The organism is Nocardia sp. FBN12 (assembly GCF_050320175.1).
Lineage (GTDB): Bacteria > Actinomycetota > Actinomycetes > Mycobacteriales > Mycobacteriaceae > Nocardia.
The window spans coordinates 3,692,901-3,708,393 of sequence record NZ_CP190048.1 but is presented as its reverse complement, the minus strand read 5'-3'; the positions used below and the strand labels follow the sequence as shown (position 1 = coordinate 3,708,393).

At 63.6% G+C, this 15,493-nt stretch carries 17 protein-coding genes and 1 pseudogene; 3 read left to right on the top strand and 15 right to left on the bottom strand.

Translation table 11 applies throughout. The features are described 5' to 3' along the window. Positions 1-289 precede the first annotated feature (289 nt). Positions 290-943 (bottom strand): MerR family transcriptional regulator, encoded by a 654-nt coding sequence (locus tag ACQHI0_RS17825; RefSeq protein WP_427903013.1) that lies wholly within the window; start codon positions 941-943, stop codon positions 290-292. 92 nt (positions 944-1,035) lie between these two features. Here ACQHI0_RS17825 and ACQHI0_RS17820 point away from each other — a divergent pair. After that, positions 1,036-1,453: pseudogene (locus ACQHI0_RS17820) on the top strand (metal-dependent transcriptional regulator); the annotation flags it as partial. A gap of 396 nt (positions 1,454-1,849) precedes the next feature. Continuing rightward, a complete protein-coding gene (locus tag ACQHI0_RS17815; RefSeq protein WP_427903012.1) occupies positions 1,850-2,746 on the top strand; it encodes a siderophore-interacting protein in 897 nt (298 codons plus the stop codon). A 64-nt stretch (positions 2,747-2,810) separates the two neighbouring features. On the opposite strand, the gene ACQHI0_RS17810 is transcribed toward ACQHI0_RS17815, so the two are convergent. From ACQHI0_RS17810 to ACQHI0_RS17765, 10 genes are all read right to left on the bottom strand, one after another. Then, on the bottom strand, positions 2,811-3,803 hold the full coding sequence (locus ACQHI0_RS17810) for an amidohydrolase family protein (RefSeq protein WP_427903011.1): 993 nt from the start codon (positions 3,801-3,803) through the stop codon (positions 2,811-2,813). Between the two features lie 4 nt (positions 3,804-3,807). Further along, complete coding sequence (locus tag ACQHI0_RS17805) at positions 3,808-4,329, bottom strand: 3-hydroxyanthranilate 3,4-dioxygenase (protein WP_427903010.1); 522 nt, start codon at positions 4,327-4,329, stop codon at positions 3,808-3,810. Next, positions 4,326-4,787, bottom strand: coding sequence for a RidA family protein (locus tag ACQHI0_RS17800; protein ID WP_427903009.1), 462 nt, complete (start codon positions 4,785-4,787; stop codon positions 4,326-4,328). Before ACQHI0_RS17800 ends, ACQHI0_RS17805 begins: the two co-directional genes overlap by 4 nt. Further along, positions 4,784-5,554: a 2-keto-4-pentenoate hydratase gene (locus ACQHI0_RS17795; RefSeq protein WP_427903008.1), complete on the bottom strand. Its 771-nt coding sequence runs from the start codon at positions 5,552-5,554 to the stop codon at positions 4,784-4,786. The genes ACQHI0_RS17800 and ACQHI0_RS17795 overlap by 4 nt, the downstream gene beginning before the upstream one ends. Beyond that, positions 5,551-6,438, bottom strand: a complete 888-nt coding sequence (locus tag ACQHI0_RS17790) for a 2-keto-4-pentenoate hydratase (protein ID WP_427903007.1) — start codon at positions 6,436-6,438, stop codon at positions 5,551-5,553. Before ACQHI0_RS17790 ends, ACQHI0_RS17795 begins: the two co-directional genes overlap by 4 nt. Further along, complete coding sequence (locus tag ACQHI0_RS17785) at positions 6,435-7,910, bottom strand: 2-hydroxymuconic semialdehyde dehydrogenase (RefSeq protein WP_427903006.1); 1,476 nt, start codon at positions 7,908-7,910, stop codon at positions 6,435-6,437. Before ACQHI0_RS17785 ends, ACQHI0_RS17790 begins: the two co-directional genes overlap by 4 nt. A gap of 140 nt (positions 7,911-8,050) precedes the next feature. Next, positions 8,051-8,950, bottom strand: a complete 900-nt coding sequence (locus ACQHI0_RS17780) for a helix-turn-helix transcriptional regulator (RefSeq protein ID WP_427903005.1) — start codon at positions 8,948-8,950, stop codon at positions 8,051-8,053. Positions 8,951-8,977: 27 nt separating this feature from the next. Further along, positions 8,978-9,739: a nuclear transport factor 2 family protein gene (locus ACQHI0_RS17775; protein ID WP_427903004.1), complete on the bottom strand. Its 762-nt coding sequence runs from the start codon at positions 9,737-9,739 to the stop codon at positions 8,978-8,980. Further along, positions 9,736-10,209, bottom strand: a complete 474-nt coding sequence (locus ACQHI0_RS17770; RefSeq protein WP_427903003.1) for an ester cyclase — start codon at positions 10,207-10,209, stop codon at positions 9,736-9,738. The genes ACQHI0_RS17775 and ACQHI0_RS17770 overlap by 4 nt, the downstream gene beginning before the upstream one ends. 84 nt (positions 10,210-10,293) lie before the next feature. Then, entirely contained in the window at positions 10,294-11,118 is an 825-nt protein-coding gene (locus tag ACQHI0_RS17765; RefSeq protein WP_427903002.1) for a helix-turn-helix domain-containing protein, read from the bottom strand. A 227-nt stretch (positions 11,119-11,345) separates the two neighbouring features. On the opposite strand from ACQHI0_RS17765, the gene ACQHI0_RS17760 reads away from it, so the two are divergent. After that, the gene (locus ACQHI0_RS17760; RefSeq protein ID WP_427903001.1) at positions 11,346-12,107 is read left to right on the top strand and encodes a nuclear transport factor 2 family protein; all 762 of its coding nucleotides are present in this window, start codon (positions 11,346-11,348) and stop codon (positions 12,105-12,107) included. A gap of 11 nt (positions 12,108-12,118) precedes the next feature. On the opposite strand, the gene ACQHI0_RS17755 is transcribed toward ACQHI0_RS17760, so the two are convergent. From ACQHI0_RS17755 to ACQHI0_RS17740, 4 genes are all read right to left on the bottom strand, one after another. Further along, on the bottom strand, positions 12,119-12,868 hold the full coding sequence (locus ACQHI0_RS17755) for an SDR family NAD(P)-dependent oxidoreductase (protein WP_427903000.1): 750 nt from the start codon (positions 12,866-12,868) through the stop codon (positions 12,119-12,121). Between the two features lie 3 nt (positions 12,869-12,871). Then, complete coding sequence (locus ACQHI0_RS17750) at positions 12,872-13,402, bottom strand: SRPBCC domain-containing protein (protein WP_427902999.1); 531 nt, start codon at positions 13,400-13,402, stop codon at positions 12,872-12,874. A gap of 46 nt (positions 13,403-13,448) precedes the next feature. Further along, positions 13,449-14,258, bottom strand: a complete 810-nt coding sequence (locus ACQHI0_RS17745; protein WP_427902998.1) for a MaoC/PaaZ C-terminal domain-containing protein — start codon at positions 14,256-14,258, stop codon at positions 13,449-13,451. Between the two features lie 107 nt (positions 14,259-14,365). Next, positions 14,366-15,469, bottom strand: coding sequence for an alkene reductase (locus ACQHI0_RS17740; protein ID WP_427909038.1), 1,104 nt, complete (start codon positions 15,467-15,469; stop codon positions 14,366-14,368). Positions 15,470-15,493 lie beyond the last annotated feature (24 nt).

Genomic DNA, 15,493 nt, shown 5'->3' with positions numbered 1-15,493 from the left:
TTTTGGATAGTCCGGGCGGCGCGCAAACGTGAGGGCCGAGCCCGCGTGCTTCGAGCGATGCGAGACTTCGCCCCGAATGTAAATGCCCACACCCCACCTACGTCCGCGCCGATGACTGCGGCAGTGCTGGTCTCCGTCACAGGTCCGTGACCTCCGGTGTCGTGCCGTGTATGTGACGCGGCAGGGGTAGTCCACCCATCTTGTGTCTCAGGGCACATACCTGTCGAATGCAATTCGGCACCTGAGGTATGCCGTTTATGGAATAGGCTGGGTGCGCCCTCTTGCACCGTCAACTGTTGCTGCGGTCAGCGCGGCGCGCCCGGTAGGCCTGCTGCCGACACCGGTGTGAGCAATAGCGTCGGTGGCGTCCGTGTGTGGGTTGGACGAGTGGGTCGGCGCACGTGGGACAGACAGCGCGCTGGCCGTCATTTTCGTCACAGGCGTCGTTGTTTCGAGATGTTTCGTCACCGGGTTCCCTGGTCGGCCGCGGTACGTGCAGATCTCCCATTGTGCGTGCGGCGGATATGAGATCCGGATCTGGGGAACCGCCACGAGGCGTGCGCCTGACGAGTTCGATCTCGAGCATCCGGCAATCGGCGACGATGTCGTCGGCCTCGCATCTGAGCAGATGTTTCAGGTAGCTACGCGCCGAATCCAACCGCTCCACCTCCCGATCGAGTCGGACGATGTTCTCCCTGATGACGTTCTGCCACTCGTCGAGACCCGTTGAGCCGGAGGTGACCACGCCTGCGCGGTCGAGCGGCATCCTGCCGATCACGCAGCACAGGTATGCGAGCCCAATCCGCCGGAGGTCATCCCGGCCGTACACCCGCCGTCCGCCAGAGCGGTCCGGAGTCGGCAGCACGCCCTGTCGCTCCCACCACCGCAGCGTTGAGGGGTTCAATCCGAACAACGCGGCTGCGCCGCCGATCCCGACGCGCATTTCAACGCACTCCTCCGCGTGTTGACATCAAGTCGACTTCACTAGTCAAGATAAGGGTAGCCTAATTTACTCGAAATCGTTGGGAACCGACCATGAACGAGTTGATCAGCACCACAGACATGTATTTGCGCACCCTCGTCGAGTTCGAGGAGGAGGGAACAGTCCCGCTGCGTGCGCGTATCGCCGAGAGGCTCGGTCAGAGCGGCCCCACTGTGAGCGAGACAGTAGCCCGCATGCAGCGGGATCGACTAGTAGTTCTCGCTGACGACCGGCGGGTAGAAATGACCGACAAAGGCGCAGGAGTAGCGATTTCGGTGATGCGTAAACACAGAATTGCCGAGCGGCTGCTTGCGGACGTGATCGGGGTGCCGTGGGAGCGGGTGCATCCCGAGGCATGCAGGCTCGAGCATGTGATCAGTGATGCGGTCGAACGTCGCGTCCTCGAACTCCTCGATTATCCAAACACGTCGCCATACGGAAATCCGATACCCGGGCTGGCGATGTTGGGCATCGAGCCGTTCCTGATGCAGCGCGCACCCGCGCGGTTCGGCGCGGTCGTACGGGCAGGAGAGGTAGTCGTCCGGATCGAATGGATCGCCGAGCACTTGCAGGCCGACTCCGATCTTCTGGCGCGGATGCGTGCGTGCGGATTCCTCCCCGGCAGCATCGTCGTGATCTCTGGTACCGCCGGCGACGTGGTCTCCATCGATACGGGCTCAGCAACAGTGGAGTTCGGTGCGGAAGTCCTCGAAGGTGTGTTTTGCTCGTCGATCGACGCAGAGGATCCCTGCGATCTCTCTGCACGGGGGAGTCCGGCCGAATGCCTCCGGGTTGCGCGATCGTCGCATCCGGTCCCCACGCCTGAATGTATTTCCCGAACCAACGCCGAGAACTGAGGAACGAACGATGTCACAACCACCGACAACGCCCCGAACCGGGTCGCGTCCGCGACTGGTCACCTATCGGGCGATCGTCACGCGGGTGCGCCATGTAGGCCCGCAATTCGTCCGCGTCACCCTCGGCGGACCCGAGATGCGTAACTACGAAACCGGCGAAACCGCGGCGAGGGTGAAGGTTTTCGTCCCGACCGACCCGGACGCGGATCCGGTGGCGCCCACTCTCCCACCGTCAAGCTTCGAGTTTCCGGCCGGAGCGGATGCGCCGGTCGCCCGGACCTACACCGTGCGCGCTCACCGGCCCGAGTCAGGGGAGATCGACATCGACTTCGTCGTGCACCCGAATGGGCCGGGCGGGAGGTGGGCCGCAGGAGCTCGTGTCGGCGACGTGATCACGATTTCCCATGGCGTCGGGCAGTCCCTACCCGGCGGAATTCGTGACCTCCTGCTCGTGGGCGATCCGTCGTCGTTACCCGCGATCATGACCATCCTGCACAGCGCCGATCCATCGATCGCCCGCCGCGTACTGCTCCTCGCCGACGGCCCGTCGGATGTTCTTCCCCTCGAACCTGCCGCCCGGGATTGCGGTCGCTGGCTGTATCCGAATGGCGCCTCGAACGCGGGCACGGCCCTCGCCGACGCGGTTCGCGGTGAGCTATCCGCTCGCCACCCGGACTACGTGTGGGTGGCGGGCGAGGCGACTACCCTCATACAAGTACGCCGAGTACTGCGCGACGACGGCGCCTACACGAAAGCGACATCCAAAATCGCAGGGTACTGGCGACGGTCGAGTACCGCCGACGAATTCGAGCGAGACACCTACGCCCGTATGCGGGCACTGGTCGATGGCGGCATCGAGCCCACCGAACAGGATTTGGAGGAGTTGAGCGTGCCCGGATCCGGCTGACCACCGCGGTTCGCCTGCGAAGCCGCCGCAAAGCCCATCGTGCGGACAGGCGAGGGCGGGCCCCTCAGAGGCCCAGGAACCGTTCCGCATTACCACGTGTGATCAGTTGTCGCGCAGTACTGTCGAGGAACTCGCTCTTGCGGACGACCTCGCCGACCGGCCGTTCACCGAGGGGATAGGGGTAGTCGCTTCCTACCATGACCCGGTCGACGCCGATTGTTTCGACCAACAGGCGCAGGGCGCGCTCGTCGAACACCACAGAGTCGACGTAAAAGCGGCCGATGTAGTGAGATGGCGGGAATTCCGACGTTCCGATCACATCGTTGCGTCCATGCCAGGCGTTCTCCATCCTTCCCAGCCAGAACGCGAATGATCCGCCGCCGTGGGCGAAGCCGATCTTCAGGCGGTTGTCGATCCGGTCGAAGACCCCCCCGAGAATCAGCGCGAGGATCGACAGGTGCGTCTCGGCCGGCATCGCGGTCAGCCATTGCGCCATCCACCGGTCCAGGCGTGGCGAGCTCGCCATATCCCAGGGGTGTACGAATACTGGAACGTCCAGGGAGGCGCAGTGCTGGAGGAAAGTGACCACGCCCTCGCTGTCCAGGTCGCTGTCCCCGACATGATTGCCTATCTCGACGCCACGGTGGCCGTTGGACAGGCATCGCTCGAGTTCGCGACAGGCGGCGTCGGTGTCTTGCAGTGGCACTTGGCAGAAAGGGATCAGCCGGTCGGTAGCCGGCGCGACGATCTCGAGTGCCAAGTCGTTGAAGATCCGGGCGATCCGCGAGCCCTGGTCGCCCGAGCGGCCGTAGTTGAAGAACGCGGGTGTTGGTGAGACAACCTGGGTATGCACCCCATCGGCGTCCATGTCGCGCAACCGGTGCTCGGCGTCCCAACAGTCCGCTTGGATCCGGCGGAACTCCCTGGTGCCCATCATGAGCATTGCGTCCGACTCGGTCTCGAACCGCAACCATGGTGCCTCCGGTCCGCCGTCTTCGGTCAGATCGGGCCAGCTCCTCGGTACATAGTGGGTGTGGATATCGATCATTCCGGACACTGCCTCACCCCTTGCCTGGATGAACAGTTCCGCAGTTCCCGCAGGTACGGGCCTTGACACTGTCGTAGAACTGGGTGAAGACGGGCGGAAGGTCGGCCACGATGTTGCGGACCTGGAGCTCGACCTCATGGATCAGCGCGCTGCACTTCTGGCAGTACCATTGGAACTTCTCGAGCGTACCCTCCCGACGCACCCGCTCGATCACAAGACCGATCGAGCCGGCCTCCGGACGCTGCGGCGAATGTGGCAGGTTTCCCGGCAGCAGCCAGGTTTCGCCCTCGTGGATGTGCACTGTTTCGGGACCGTTGTCGGTCATCACGTTGACGTGCATATCACCCCTGAGCTGGTAGAACCACTCCTCATACGGGTCGAGATGAAAGTCGGTCCGCTGGTTCGGGCCGCCGACGACCTGCACGATGAAGTCGTCGCCTAGCGCCATGGTCTGGTTGTTGACCGGTGGCTTGAGCAGGTGCTCGTTGTCGGCGATCCACTGTTGGAAGTCGATGGTGGGCGGGATGTGGGTCATGACGTGGCCTCCGTGGTCGGGGTGTGCTGGCGGTGGGCGGGCAAGTAGGCCACGCCCTGCATCTCGATGAGCAGATGTGGGTGCGGTAGCTGGTGCACCGCGAGGGTGGTGCGTGTTGGTCCGCTCTCGTCGAACAGTTCGGCGTAAACCTCGTTGTAGCCGCCGAAATCGTTCATCGAGACCAGATAGGAGGTGACCTGAACCAGGTCCGACAGCTCGGCGCCGACCTCAGCGAGGATCGAGCGCATGTTCTCGATGACCGCGCGGGTCTGCGCCCGGATGTCCAAATCGGTGGTGCCCATCTCGTCGACCTCGACACCGACGAAGGTATTGTCGGGCTGCCGGGAGCTGGTCCCGGAGACGTACACGAAATCCCCGGCTACCTTCACGTGTGGGAACCGACCGCGCGGGGTCGCAAGACGATCGATCACCTTGGCACTGTTTGCGCTGCGGCTCATGCGATTCCCTTCACTGTGACGCGGCCGAGTCCTGCAATGTCGCATTGCGCAGTGCCTGCGGTCAGCGGGATCGCTGCCGTTGCAGCACCCGCGAGAATGACCTCGCCGGCGCGCATCGGAATCTTCCTGCGGCGGCTGATATCGAGCAGCGCATGCAGCGCCCGGACCGGATTGCCGAGGATTGCGGCTGTCGATCCGGTCACGGTCTCGGCTCCGACCTCCAAGCGGACCGCGCGGTTCGCCACGTCCTGTAGCTTCAGCCACGTGCCGATCACATAGCCTGCGGCCGAGGTGTTGTCGGCGACGACATCGGTATAGGTGAACCGGAAGTCCCGATATCGCGAATCGATGATCTCCATAGCCGGCGCAACCGAGTCCACATACGATTCGATGTCCACCATCGGATCGTCCGGGTCGATATCGCGAGCAATCCGATAGGCGATCTCGGGCTCGATCTTGGGGTGGATAAAGCGCGACAACTTCACCTCGCCTCCGTCATCGATCCTCATCTCATCGGTGAGTCGGCCGACGATCACCTCCGACACACCCATTTGCGACATCTTCGCCCTGCTGGTGAAGCCGAGCTTCACCCCGACAAGTGACTCGCCCCGGGCAAGTCGGCGGCCGATCAGTTCGTTTTGGATTCGGTACGCGTCGTCGATGCCGATGTCATCGGTGTCAGCCAGGCTGGGCGTATCGGTCACAGTGCACTGAGCCTCATCGAGGCGGGTGGCTAAACTAGCGATATCGATTGTTTTGGTATTCAACGAGATTCACTCTCCAATGCTGCTACACCCCGCTGCCGAACGGAGCCCGGCTCGATGCCGAGGAACATGCCGTCGTGGCCGCCCTCGATGACGGCGTCGACTTCGCCGAGGCCGTCGAGTCGTAGCCGGAATGTGCCCTCGGCTGAGATCGGTACCATCGGACCCAATGCGCCCGACATGATCACGTCGCCTGCGCGGAGTGGATGTCCGCGTCGGGCGAGTTCCCGAGCCAGCCAGGTCACAGCAACGACCGGCGACCCCAAACAGGCGTGCCCCGCGCCGAAGGAGACCGGCTCACCGTCGCGCTCGAGCACCATCCCGACCCGAGCCAGATCGAGTCCGGTCGGCGAAACCGGAGTGACGCCCAGGACGACGGCCCCGCTGGAGGCGTTGTCCGCGACCGTATCGGTGATAGTGAGGTCCCAGTTCGCGATTCGGGAGTCGACGATCTCGATCGCCGGCAGTACGAAGTCGGTGGCGCGTAGTACGTCTGCCGCAGTGGCGCCGGCCTTTTCGATGTCACGGCCTAGGACGAACGCAATCTCGCCTTCGGCCCGCGGCTGGAGGAATCGTGAGTACGGCACGGGTTCGCGGTGACCGTAGATCATGTCGTCGAGCAACATGCCGAAGTCGGGCTGGAAGACTCCGAACTGCTGTTGAACTGCCGGTGCGGTGAGACCGATCTTCGCGCCGACCACCCGCGCGCCTGCGGCGACTCGCGCGCTGATCACCTCGCGTTGCACCGCGTAGGCCGCGTCGAGATTTGTTTCGCCCACGAACTCTCGCACGGGAGCGGTAGCTCTCCTGGTCTCGGCTGCGACGCGTAGCCGGTCGGCTGCGGCAGCGATAAAGTCGGTGTTCACGATCGTCTCCTGCTCGGTCATAGCTGCACGCACACATTCGTCGGTTCCGTGTAGAAGTGCAGCGAGGATTCGCCACCCTCGCGCCCGATACCGGAGAGCCCGGCACCGCCGAAGGGGGAGCGGAGTTCTCGGGTGAACCAGGTGTTGACCCAGGAGATGCCGACTCGCATCTGCTGCGCGACACGGTGACCCCGCCGAATGTCATTGGTCCACACCGCAGCGGCCAAACCGTACTCGGTGTCGTTGGCGAGTGCGATCGCCTCGTCCTCGGTGTCGAAGGGGATCAGCGCTGCGACCGGACCGAAGATCTCCTCCCGTACCGGGCGGTCCGCATTCGTCAGACCCGTCCACAGGGTGGGCTCTATCCAGGATCCGGCGTCAAGAGCAGCACCCAGGTCGGGAACGCCGCCACCGGCGATGACTTCGGCGCCGGCCTGCTCCGCTAGTTCGAAGTAGCCGAGTACTTTGTCTCGGTGCGCCTGGGAGATGAGTGGCCCTGTGGTAGTCGCGGGGTCCGAAGGTGCACCCAGACGCAACCGGGCGGCCCGCTCGGCGAGACCTCCTGCGATGTCGTCAAATATTCCCCGCTGGACGTACACCCGCTCGGTGCACAAGCACACCTGTCCGGTGTTGGTGAACACGGACCGGGTCAGCCCGGTCAGCGCCTCATCGAGGTCCACGTCGTCGAACACAACGGCCGCGTTCTTGCCACCGAGTTCGAAGGACACCGGCCGCACCCGCGGGGCGACTGTTCTCATCACATGTGCGCCGGTTGCGGACGACCCGGTGAAGGTCACTCCATCGATTCCCGGGTGCGCTGTCAGAAGCTCCCCAGCCGAGCCCGATCCGAAACCATGGACCACGTTGAATACACCGTGCGGCAGCCCCACCTCTTGGAGCACATCGGCGAGCAGAGTCGCTGTCGAAGGGGTTTCTTCACTCGGCTTGACAATGACAGCGTTGCCGCAGGCGAGTGCGGGCGCCACCTTCCAAGTCAGCAACAACAGTGGCAGGTTCCAGGGCACGATCACCGCGACCACTCCCAAGGGCTTGCGTACCGCGTAGTTCAAGGCCTGTTTGCCGCCGGCGAGGTCGGTGAGGAAGGACTCTTGCCCGGCTGCTGCCGCGGTATCGGCGAAGGCTCGGAAATTGGCCGGCGCCCTCGCGACATCGAGTTCACGAGCCTGCGTGATCGGCTTCCCGGTGTCGGCGATCTCGGCGGCCACGAACTCCTCGAACCGTTCCTCGATCCGATTCGCGGCCCGCCGCAGCAGCTCTGCGCGCTCGCGGACCGGCGTATCCGCCCACCCCCGATGTAGTGCCCGGCGCGCCGCAGCGACGGCTCGGTCGACCAGCGGCGAATCGGCCTCGTGCACACGCCCCACCAGCGCGCCGGTAGCGGGGTCAAGATTGTCGAAGCCGCGTTGCGGGTTGGGATCGACAAATTCGCCATCCACGTAGTTGCGAATCCAACGTTCGGTCGATGTGGTCATGAACACATGATTGAGGAATCTCCTATGTTGAACAAATGCAAATTCTGGCGTTTGCTATGCCTATCTTGAAGGTGCTCGGTCGCCTGATCTACAGGAATGGCGGAAAGCTGCCGCCGCCAACACGTCGATGGAATCCGCGCTCAGAGCTTTGTCGTCGACATCGCGGTCTTGGTGTGGGCGTAGCGGAATGCTGTGGGCGTCATCGTCGTACGACGCAGGAAGAATTTGCCGAACGTGGCCGAGTCGTGGAAGCCGAGCCGCCGACCGACCGCCGCTACGGTGTGGTCGGTTTCCACCAGGAGCCGTTTGGCTTCCAGCAGGACTCGATCGTCGAGGACCTGTTTGGGGGTGCGGCCGACCGCGGATTCGGTGGCCCGGGCGAGGGTACGGACCGAGTAGCCGAGCTGGGCGGCGTAGTCCTCGACAGTGCGGCGCTCGGCGAATCCCTCTTCGACAGCTCGTTCGAAGTGTTGGTACGTCTCGCCGCCGGAGGTGAGGATCTTTTCCCGGTCCGGCCGGGGCAGGTCGGCGATTCGCAGTATCACCGCGGCGAGGTGATGGGCGAGGCGTTCGGCATGGCGAACGCTGTCGGAGGCGGTTCGGTAGGTCTCGTCGAACAGCGCGATCGCGCGGTCGATCTCGTGATGGGTGGTGGGATCGAGGAGCCAGTTGACCTGGCCGTACCGGTCGTTGATGAGGTCCGATGCTGTTGCCAGCGACGGTAAGAACTCCTCGGTGAAGAGGATGACGCGCCCATCGAGTGCCGGGTCGTCGCCGTCGGGGAGTTTGGAGACCTGCCCGGGACGCGCGTGAAACAAGGTGCCCACCGCGCAGGGATAACCGATGAAGTCGAACTGCGCCTTGCCGGTGCCGGAGGTGATCAGGATGATCTGGTGAAAGGCAAGTCGCTGAGGGGCGCGAAACGTGGCCATCGAAACCCGGCTGCGGATCTCGGCCAACGTCAGGGCCTCGACGCCGAGCCGTGGTCTACGCGGGTTGCGGTAGTCGAGACGATGGGCGACCGCTCGGTCCTGTTCCACTGCCTCAGAATAGTCCGCGAGCGTCGCCTAGAACGATTCGTTGTCGTGTGGCAGCGCGGCGGGCAGCGCGGCCATCACATCCCAGTGCTCGGCGATCTTGGCGTCCTCGATCCGGAACAGGTCGTAGAACGCGTGCGGGCACCCGTCGAAGGTCCCCTCCGACTGAGTGAACACGAACTGTCCCTCGGCGACGACGCGGTGCAGACGGTGATATTCCATCATGATGCCGTGACGTGCATTCTCGGCCAGAAAGGCCCGCATCCCCGACATGCCGTCCGCGATCACCGGATTGTGCTGGTGGTATGTATCACCGGCGAGGTACTGCGCCATCGCCAGGTATTCCCCACCCACCAGCACCCGCGCCATGAATTCCCGTACCAGGGACCGGTTCTCGTCGGTCCGATCACGATCGGTGACCACAGTGGGACCGTCGAGCTGGCCGCGCCCGCTCACCGTGCTCGACACCAGCGGGGTCGCGGCGTCCCACTGCTCGTCGAGCTGGTCGTTCTCGATACGGAACAGGCTGAACGCCACCATCGGCTCGGGTGCCACCCCGTGGAACACGCCATGCGTAACCACAAGATCGCGGTCTGCGAGCACGCGAACGATCTCGTAGTCGAATTCGTCGGGGATGTTCAGGAGGAAATCACGGACCCCGTCGGGTCCGTCTGCCACCGAACCGCTGTGTTGAATGTAGTTGGGCGAAATGTGAGTATCGACAGCGTCGATGTCGCGCTTCCCGAGTAGGTCGGACAGCGCGTTCTCGACTATCAGCTTAGGTTCTGTCATCGATTCTCCGCGGGCTTCGGCGGCCATACGCCGAGGTCGATCGCCAGGAGCAACAAATCATAAAAGAGGTATTCCTCGGCGATCTTGCCGTTGTCGAATCGGGCGATCGTCGCCAGCGTGATCTCGACCTCGCGGCCGGTCGGCGGCACACTGAGCCCGTACAGGTTGAACGTGCCGGTATGGGTACCGGTCATCACGCTGATGCCCGCCATCCAGTCACCGGACCCGAACTGCACCTTGTACTCAGGAAACCCGTCGTCACCGACCGGACCGATCGTGATGTCGGCGAAAGCGTCGAAGAAGACCTGCATATCGGCCTCGTGCATACCGACACCGGCCCGGGGCACATGCGATCCGGGCTGGTGAACGACGACATCATCGGTATGGGCTCGGAGAAACTCCGCAGTTCGGGCATTCCAGGAACGGTCGCCCCGGCGAAAGATGTCCATGTTCTCGGATACTTTGTCCATGGATCCATCGTGGCAAGCTGTTTCCGTGCTGACGACGGCGATTCTGGACAGGTTGTCGTCAAAACCGGCCAGGGGCGACCGAAGTCATTCACTCATGAAGCCCGACTCGTGCCCGCGGATCGCGTCGCGAAAAGTGATGGGAGTCTGCCCGGTGCGCTGGTGGAAGTACTTGCTGAAGTGGGTCGCGCTGGTGAAGCCGAGGCGGTCGGCGATGCGGGTCGCGGTCTGATCACTGTGGGCCAGTAGGCGTTTGGCCTCGAGGACCACTCGGCGATCGATGAACTCCTTGGCTCCCAGCCCGGCCACGGCGAGAGTGGCACGAGACAGGGTGCGGGGCGAATATCTGAGGTCTCGGGCGTAGTCCTCGACCCGGCGGGTGCGGGTGAAGTGAGCTTCCACAGCGTCTCGGAAGATCATGAAAGTGGGGCTGGGTTCGGTGACCGGGGCGCCGACCGGGACGGCGAGATAGGCCAAGCGCAGCACCAGGACCGACAGCAGGTGTCGTAGAGCGGCAGTGTGGATCTCGAGGGGAAGCCTGCCGAACGCATCGAACTCGTTGGCCAGGTGGTCGGTGGCCAGCCGCAAGGCCGCGACATCACCGGGGAACGGATGATGCAGAACCGGGGCATGTGGGTCGTCGATGCGGGCGCCCGCGACGGTGGCCGGGCTCAGGAAACTCTGCTGGAACAGGATCAGCGTTCCTTCGGCATGCGTGAGATCGCCCCACTGGTTGACTTGGCCGGGGCGGATCCACAGCCAGGAGCTGGGCTCGAGAATGTAGGCGGCGAAGTCGACTGTATGCCGCAGGGAACCTTCGGTGAGGGTGAGCAGGTGATGAAAGTCGGGACGCTGTGGTGTGGCGAGAAGGTCGCCGGGTACCCGATTTCGTAGCTCGGTCAGCGACAGCACTTCGATACCGGTTGGGGTACCAACAGGGGCGGAAAAGGGAACCTCGAGGAGTCTTTCGGCCCGAGGATGTCGTTTTTTGACCATATCCAGACCTCAGCGTATCCGAATCCAACTGCGCTTTCACCGTAGATTTGGGTTGTTCACTCATCCGGTGCCCGTTGAGTGTCGGATAAGAGTAAGCGAAGCAGCGTACGTTCCGATTCGCCACCTCCACTAGGAGTACAGATATGAGCAACCCCGAGAACATCGTCGTGACCGCCACCACCGAACTGTTCGGCAAGAAGGACCCGACCGCAGTGGATCGTTGGTTCGCCTCTGACTACACCCAGCACAGCGCGCTGGCCGCCGACGGCCCTGACGCCCTGCATCAGTTGGTTGCCGGCCTCGGCGACGATTTCCGCTACGACCCGGCTCGGGTGATCGCCGACGGAGCCTTGGTCGCCCTGCACGGCACCTACTACGGCTTCGGTCCCGATCCGCTGGTCGGGTTCGACATCTTCCGTGTCGACGCGAACGGCAAACTGGCCGAACATTGGGACGCACTCACCCCGCTCGTCTCCGGCACCGTCTCCGGCCGCAGCCAGACCGACGGGCCCGCCGAAGTCACCGAGCTGGACAAGACGGAGGCCAATCGCGCGCTGGTGACCGAGTTCGCGCAGAAAGTCCTTGTCGGCGCGGATTATTCGGTGCTGACCGACTACATCTCGACCGAGACCTACGACCAGCACAACCCGGAAGCCGCCGACGGTCTGGACGGGTTCGGTGCCGCCGCCGCGACGTGGGCGTCGCAGGGGAAGAACCTTGTGTACAAGAAGGTCCACAAGGTGATCGCCGAAGGCGACTTCGTGCTGCTCCAGTCGGAGGGCGAATTCGGCGACCCGGCCGCGTACTACGACCTGTTCCGCGTCGGCGGCGGCAAGATCGTCGAGCATTGGGATGTCATCGCCCCCATCCCCGCCGAGCTGCCGCACACCAACGGCCTGTTCTGATAGTCGCTGAGTCAGACTCCTACCGCGCGCCGGCCTGCGGTTGCCCCTCCATCGACGACCAGATCGTGACCGGTGACGTAGTTACCTTCGTCGGAGGCAAGGAACAGGACAGCTGCCGCCATCTGAGAAGGGTTCGCGGCGTATCCGATGGGCTGAAGTTTGTCCAGAACCTCGACGATTCCGTCCACGTCCGGCACCATTCCGGTGAGCATCGTTCCAGGTGAGATCGTATTCACCCGAACCCCTTCGGCCGCGAACTCGATGGCGCATGCTTTCGACAGTGCCACCACTGCTGCCTTCGTACCGCTGTAGACAGCCATTCCTTCCGAAGGGGAACACCCGCCGTTCGAAGCCGTGTTGACGATGACGCCGAACCCCTGCTCCACCATCACCCGCCCTGCCGCCCTGGTGCCGTAGAAGACTCCTCCGAAGTTGACGGTCACCATGCGATCGAACGCTTCGTTGGTCGTCTCGAGGACTGGCGTGGTCGCGATGACGCCGGCGTTGTTGCACATCACGTCAAGCCGCCCGAACCGGGCGACGGTGCCGGCGACCAGTGCGTCGACCTCCACCGGGTCGCCGACATCGGTACGGACGAATTCGGCACCGATCGCGTTCGCGGCAGCTTCCCCCTTCTCCCCGTCGATGTCCGCGACCACGACACGAGCACCTTCGGCGATCATCAATTCGGCTGTCGCTCGCCCCAGACCCGACGATCCGCCGGTAACAATGACGACCTTGTCCTGCATGCGGTTCGCCATCTCTCAACCTTTCCGAGTGATCGTGCCGGACCGTAGGTTTTCGCGACTGCGATCGGCATGGAGGGTCTCGCACTGCATCTTCAACGCCACAGCGGTTTCATCGAACGCACGCTTTACCCAAGCGCCGCTGTCGTCCATGATTTCTTGCGCGGCCGCACCGAGGAACGCGTCCGTGGAGTAGTAGCGACAACGATTCTCGCCGATGTGCTCGATGATCTGATCACGTCGGGCAGCGTGCGGCGAGACCTCCGTGGGTCGCAGTTCCCACGACAGCAGACGCTCCGGCACGACGGCGCAGACGAACTCGGTGTACGCGAAGGTCTCCGTAGCACCTGAGTAGTCCGCCAGCGTCATCTCGACGGGCGCTCCGATTTCCAGTGTTGACCTCGCCGAAATGCAAAAGGGGTTCCAGTTCGGGTAATTGTCGAGGTCCGTGAGAACCTGCCACACAACACTCGCAGGTGCCTCGATCTCGACTGCTATGGATCGAACGAGTGTGGCCGGGTCATAACTCGGTATTTGCAATTCGGACATTCAACCTCCATGAGATGCGGGACGGAACCCGGGTAGGGTGCAGGAATCAAGCGAAAACGGCTCGGCCCCCGGACAACACAGCGCCGCCGCCTGTGGTGACGTCGAAGCGGCAATTCGATGCCTGGCCCCATGCTCGAATATGCGCTGAGTCGCCCGGGAACACAGGAGCAGCGAATCGGCCGAACAGCGACGTCACATCGGCCGGATGGGCGCCGAGCATGTCCGCGAGAGGCAACGTCGCGGCGGCCAGTGTGCACAGCCCGTGCAGGATGGGGCGGGGTTGCCCGATCCGTTCCGCGGCAGCGGGATCGATGTGGATATGGTGCCGGTCACCGGTGAGCCGATAGAGTGCAGCTTGATCGCCACCAGTGGTGAGTGTTCCGACCATGGCGGGTTCCTGTTCCGTCGCCGACGGTGCCGATGGTCCGCGGTCGCCGCCGAAGCCGCCGGCACCGGGTGCGAACAACGACCAGGTCGCCACGAAATAGTCGCTCTCGACGACGACTTCGAACACCGCCGCACGCCCCTTGTCCCAGACCTCGCCGACGCGCGCCGACATCGCGATCTCGCCGGACCGAGGCAACGCAGACACAGCATCGAGGCTCTGAGATCCGTGGAGGGTAGTCTGTGTGTCGAAGGCACCGAGTGCGCCCAAGGCATCCGGTGCCCACTGGGCCAACGTCAGCGCGAAGGTCGGCAACACACGGAGTCGATCCTCGAACACCAGGTCGAGGTCGGCGGCTCGAGCACCGACCGCAAGTGCGTACAAGATGGCGTCACGCTCGTCGTAACCGATCACACGGGTACCCAAGTTCCGGCCACGCCACTGGTCGGGAGACAGCGCCGTTACGATCATCGATGAAAGTCCTTCTCGCTCCGCGTCGTTGGACGACGCCATCGGAATTGCAGTGGAGGATTCGTAGGTGGATTCCCTATCGGCCGTGCGTTGGAACCGGCCGCGGGTCACACGCTCGCCGGGTCGAACCTCGGGTAGTCGAGGTAGCCTTCTGCGCCACCGCCGTAGTACGAGTCCCGGTCGGGTGTTGTCAGCGGCCACCCGTTCTGCAGGCGCTCGACAAGGTCGGGGTTGGCGATGAACGGCTGTCCGAATGCGGCGAGGTCGATCACGTTCCTCGCCATCAGATCCTCAGCCAGCTCTCGGGTCATGCCTCCTGCGAGGATGATCGCTCCCCGGTACGCGGCTCGGAACGCGGTGAGAAAATCGACATCGATGACGCGATCTCCTGCGGGAAGCTGATCGGCGAGATGCACGTAGGCAAGGTCTCGGCGAGACAGCTCGGAGGCCAGATACAGGTAGGTAGAGGCGGTTTCAGCGTAGGCGGGCATGTCGAACAGCTCGCTGAAGGGCGAAAGCCGAATCCCGACACGGGTGGAACCGATCGCCTCACTCACCCGATCGACCGTCTCGAGGAGGAAGCGGGCACGATGTCGTATCGACCCTCCATAGTGATCAGTTCTCGTGTTGGTCGAGGGGTTGAGAAACTGTTCGAACAGGTAGCCGTTTGCGCCGTGCAACTCGACGCCGTCGAAGCCGGCGTCGCTGGCATTGGTTGCACCGCAGACGAAGTCGCGAATCACCCGACCGACTTCCTGCGTGGACAACGGCCGGGGCGTGCTCACGTCGACCAAGCCGGCAGTGCCGTCGTCGGCGAAGGCGAAAGTCTTGCCCCCGTGGGCCGGTGCCGCGCCGGCACCGACGGGCCGCTGCCGTCCAGGCTGGAGCGACGTGTGCGACAGTCGGCCGACGTGCCAGAGCTGGGCAAAAATGCGGCCGTCCTCATCGTGGACGGCATCGGTTACTCTTCGCCATCCGGCAACCTGCTTGCTGGACCAGATACCGGGAACGTACGCATACCCTTGACCTTCCGGGGAGATCGGCGTTCCTTCGGTGACGATCAGTCCCGCGGTCGCGCGCTGACGGTAATACTGCGCCGTCACTGCGCCGGCGATGGTGTCGACGCTGCGGGCCCGGGTCATGGGGGCCATCACAACGCGGTTTCTGAGAACGATGCCGCCAAGTCGGCAATTGTCGAACAACCGAGTCATTCGATGTCACTTTCCGAAGGTGGT

Excerpts from the sequence above, each read along its gene's own strand:
- ACQHI0_RS17825 (WP_427903013.1), bottom strand. The coding sequence starts at position 943 with ATGCGCGTCGGGATCGGCGGCGCAGCCGCGTTGTTCGGATTGAACCCC.
- ACQHI0_RS17815 (WP_427903012.1), top strand. The coding sequence starts at position 1,850 with ATGTCACAACCACCGACAACGCCCCGAACCGGGTCGCGTCCGCGACTG.
- ACQHI0_RS17805 (WP_427903010.1), bottom strand. The coding sequence starts at position 4,329 with ATGACCCACATCCCGCCCACCATCGACTTCCAACAGTGGATCGCCGAC.
- ACQHI0_RS17800 (WP_427903009.1), bottom strand. The coding sequence starts at position 4,787 with ATGAGCCGCAGCGCAAACAGTGCCAAGGTGATCGATCGTCTTGCGACC.
- ACQHI0_RS17790 (WP_427903007.1), bottom strand. The coding sequence starts at position 6,438 with ATGACCGAGCAGGAGACGATCGTGAACACCGACTTTATCGCTGCCGCA.
- ACQHI0_RS17785 (WP_427903006.1), bottom strand. The coding sequence starts at position 7,910 with ATGACCACATCGACCGAACGTTGGATTCGCAACTACGTGGATGGCGAA.
- ACQHI0_RS17775 (WP_427903004.1), bottom strand. The coding sequence starts at position 9,739 with ATGACAGAACCTAAGCTGATAGTCGAGAACGCGCTGTCCGACCTACTC.
- ACQHI0_RS17770 (WP_427903003.1), bottom strand. The coding sequence starts at position 10,209 with ATGGACAAAGTATCCGAGAACATGGACATCTTTCGCCGGGGCGACCGT.
- ACQHI0_RS17760 (WP_427903001.1), top strand. The coding sequence starts at position 11,346 with ATGAGCAACCCCGAGAACATCGTCGTGACCGCCACCACCGAACTGTTC.
- ACQHI0_RS17755 (WP_427903000.1), bottom strand. The coding sequence starts at position 12,868 with ATGGCGAACCGCATGCAGGACAAGGTCGTCATTGTTACCGGCGGATCG.
- ACQHI0_RS17750 (WP_427902999.1), bottom strand. The coding sequence starts at position 13,402 with ATGTCCGAATTGCAAATACCGAGTTATGACCCGGCCACACTCGTTCGA.
- ACQHI0_RS17745 (WP_427902998.1), bottom strand. The coding sequence starts at position 14,258 with ATGATCGTAACGGCGCTGTCTCCCGACCAGTGGCGTGGCCGGAACTTG.
- ACQHI0_RS17740 (WP_427909038.1), bottom strand. The coding sequence starts at position 15,469 with ATGACTCGGTTGTTCGACAATTGCCGACTTGGCGGCATCGTTCTCAGA.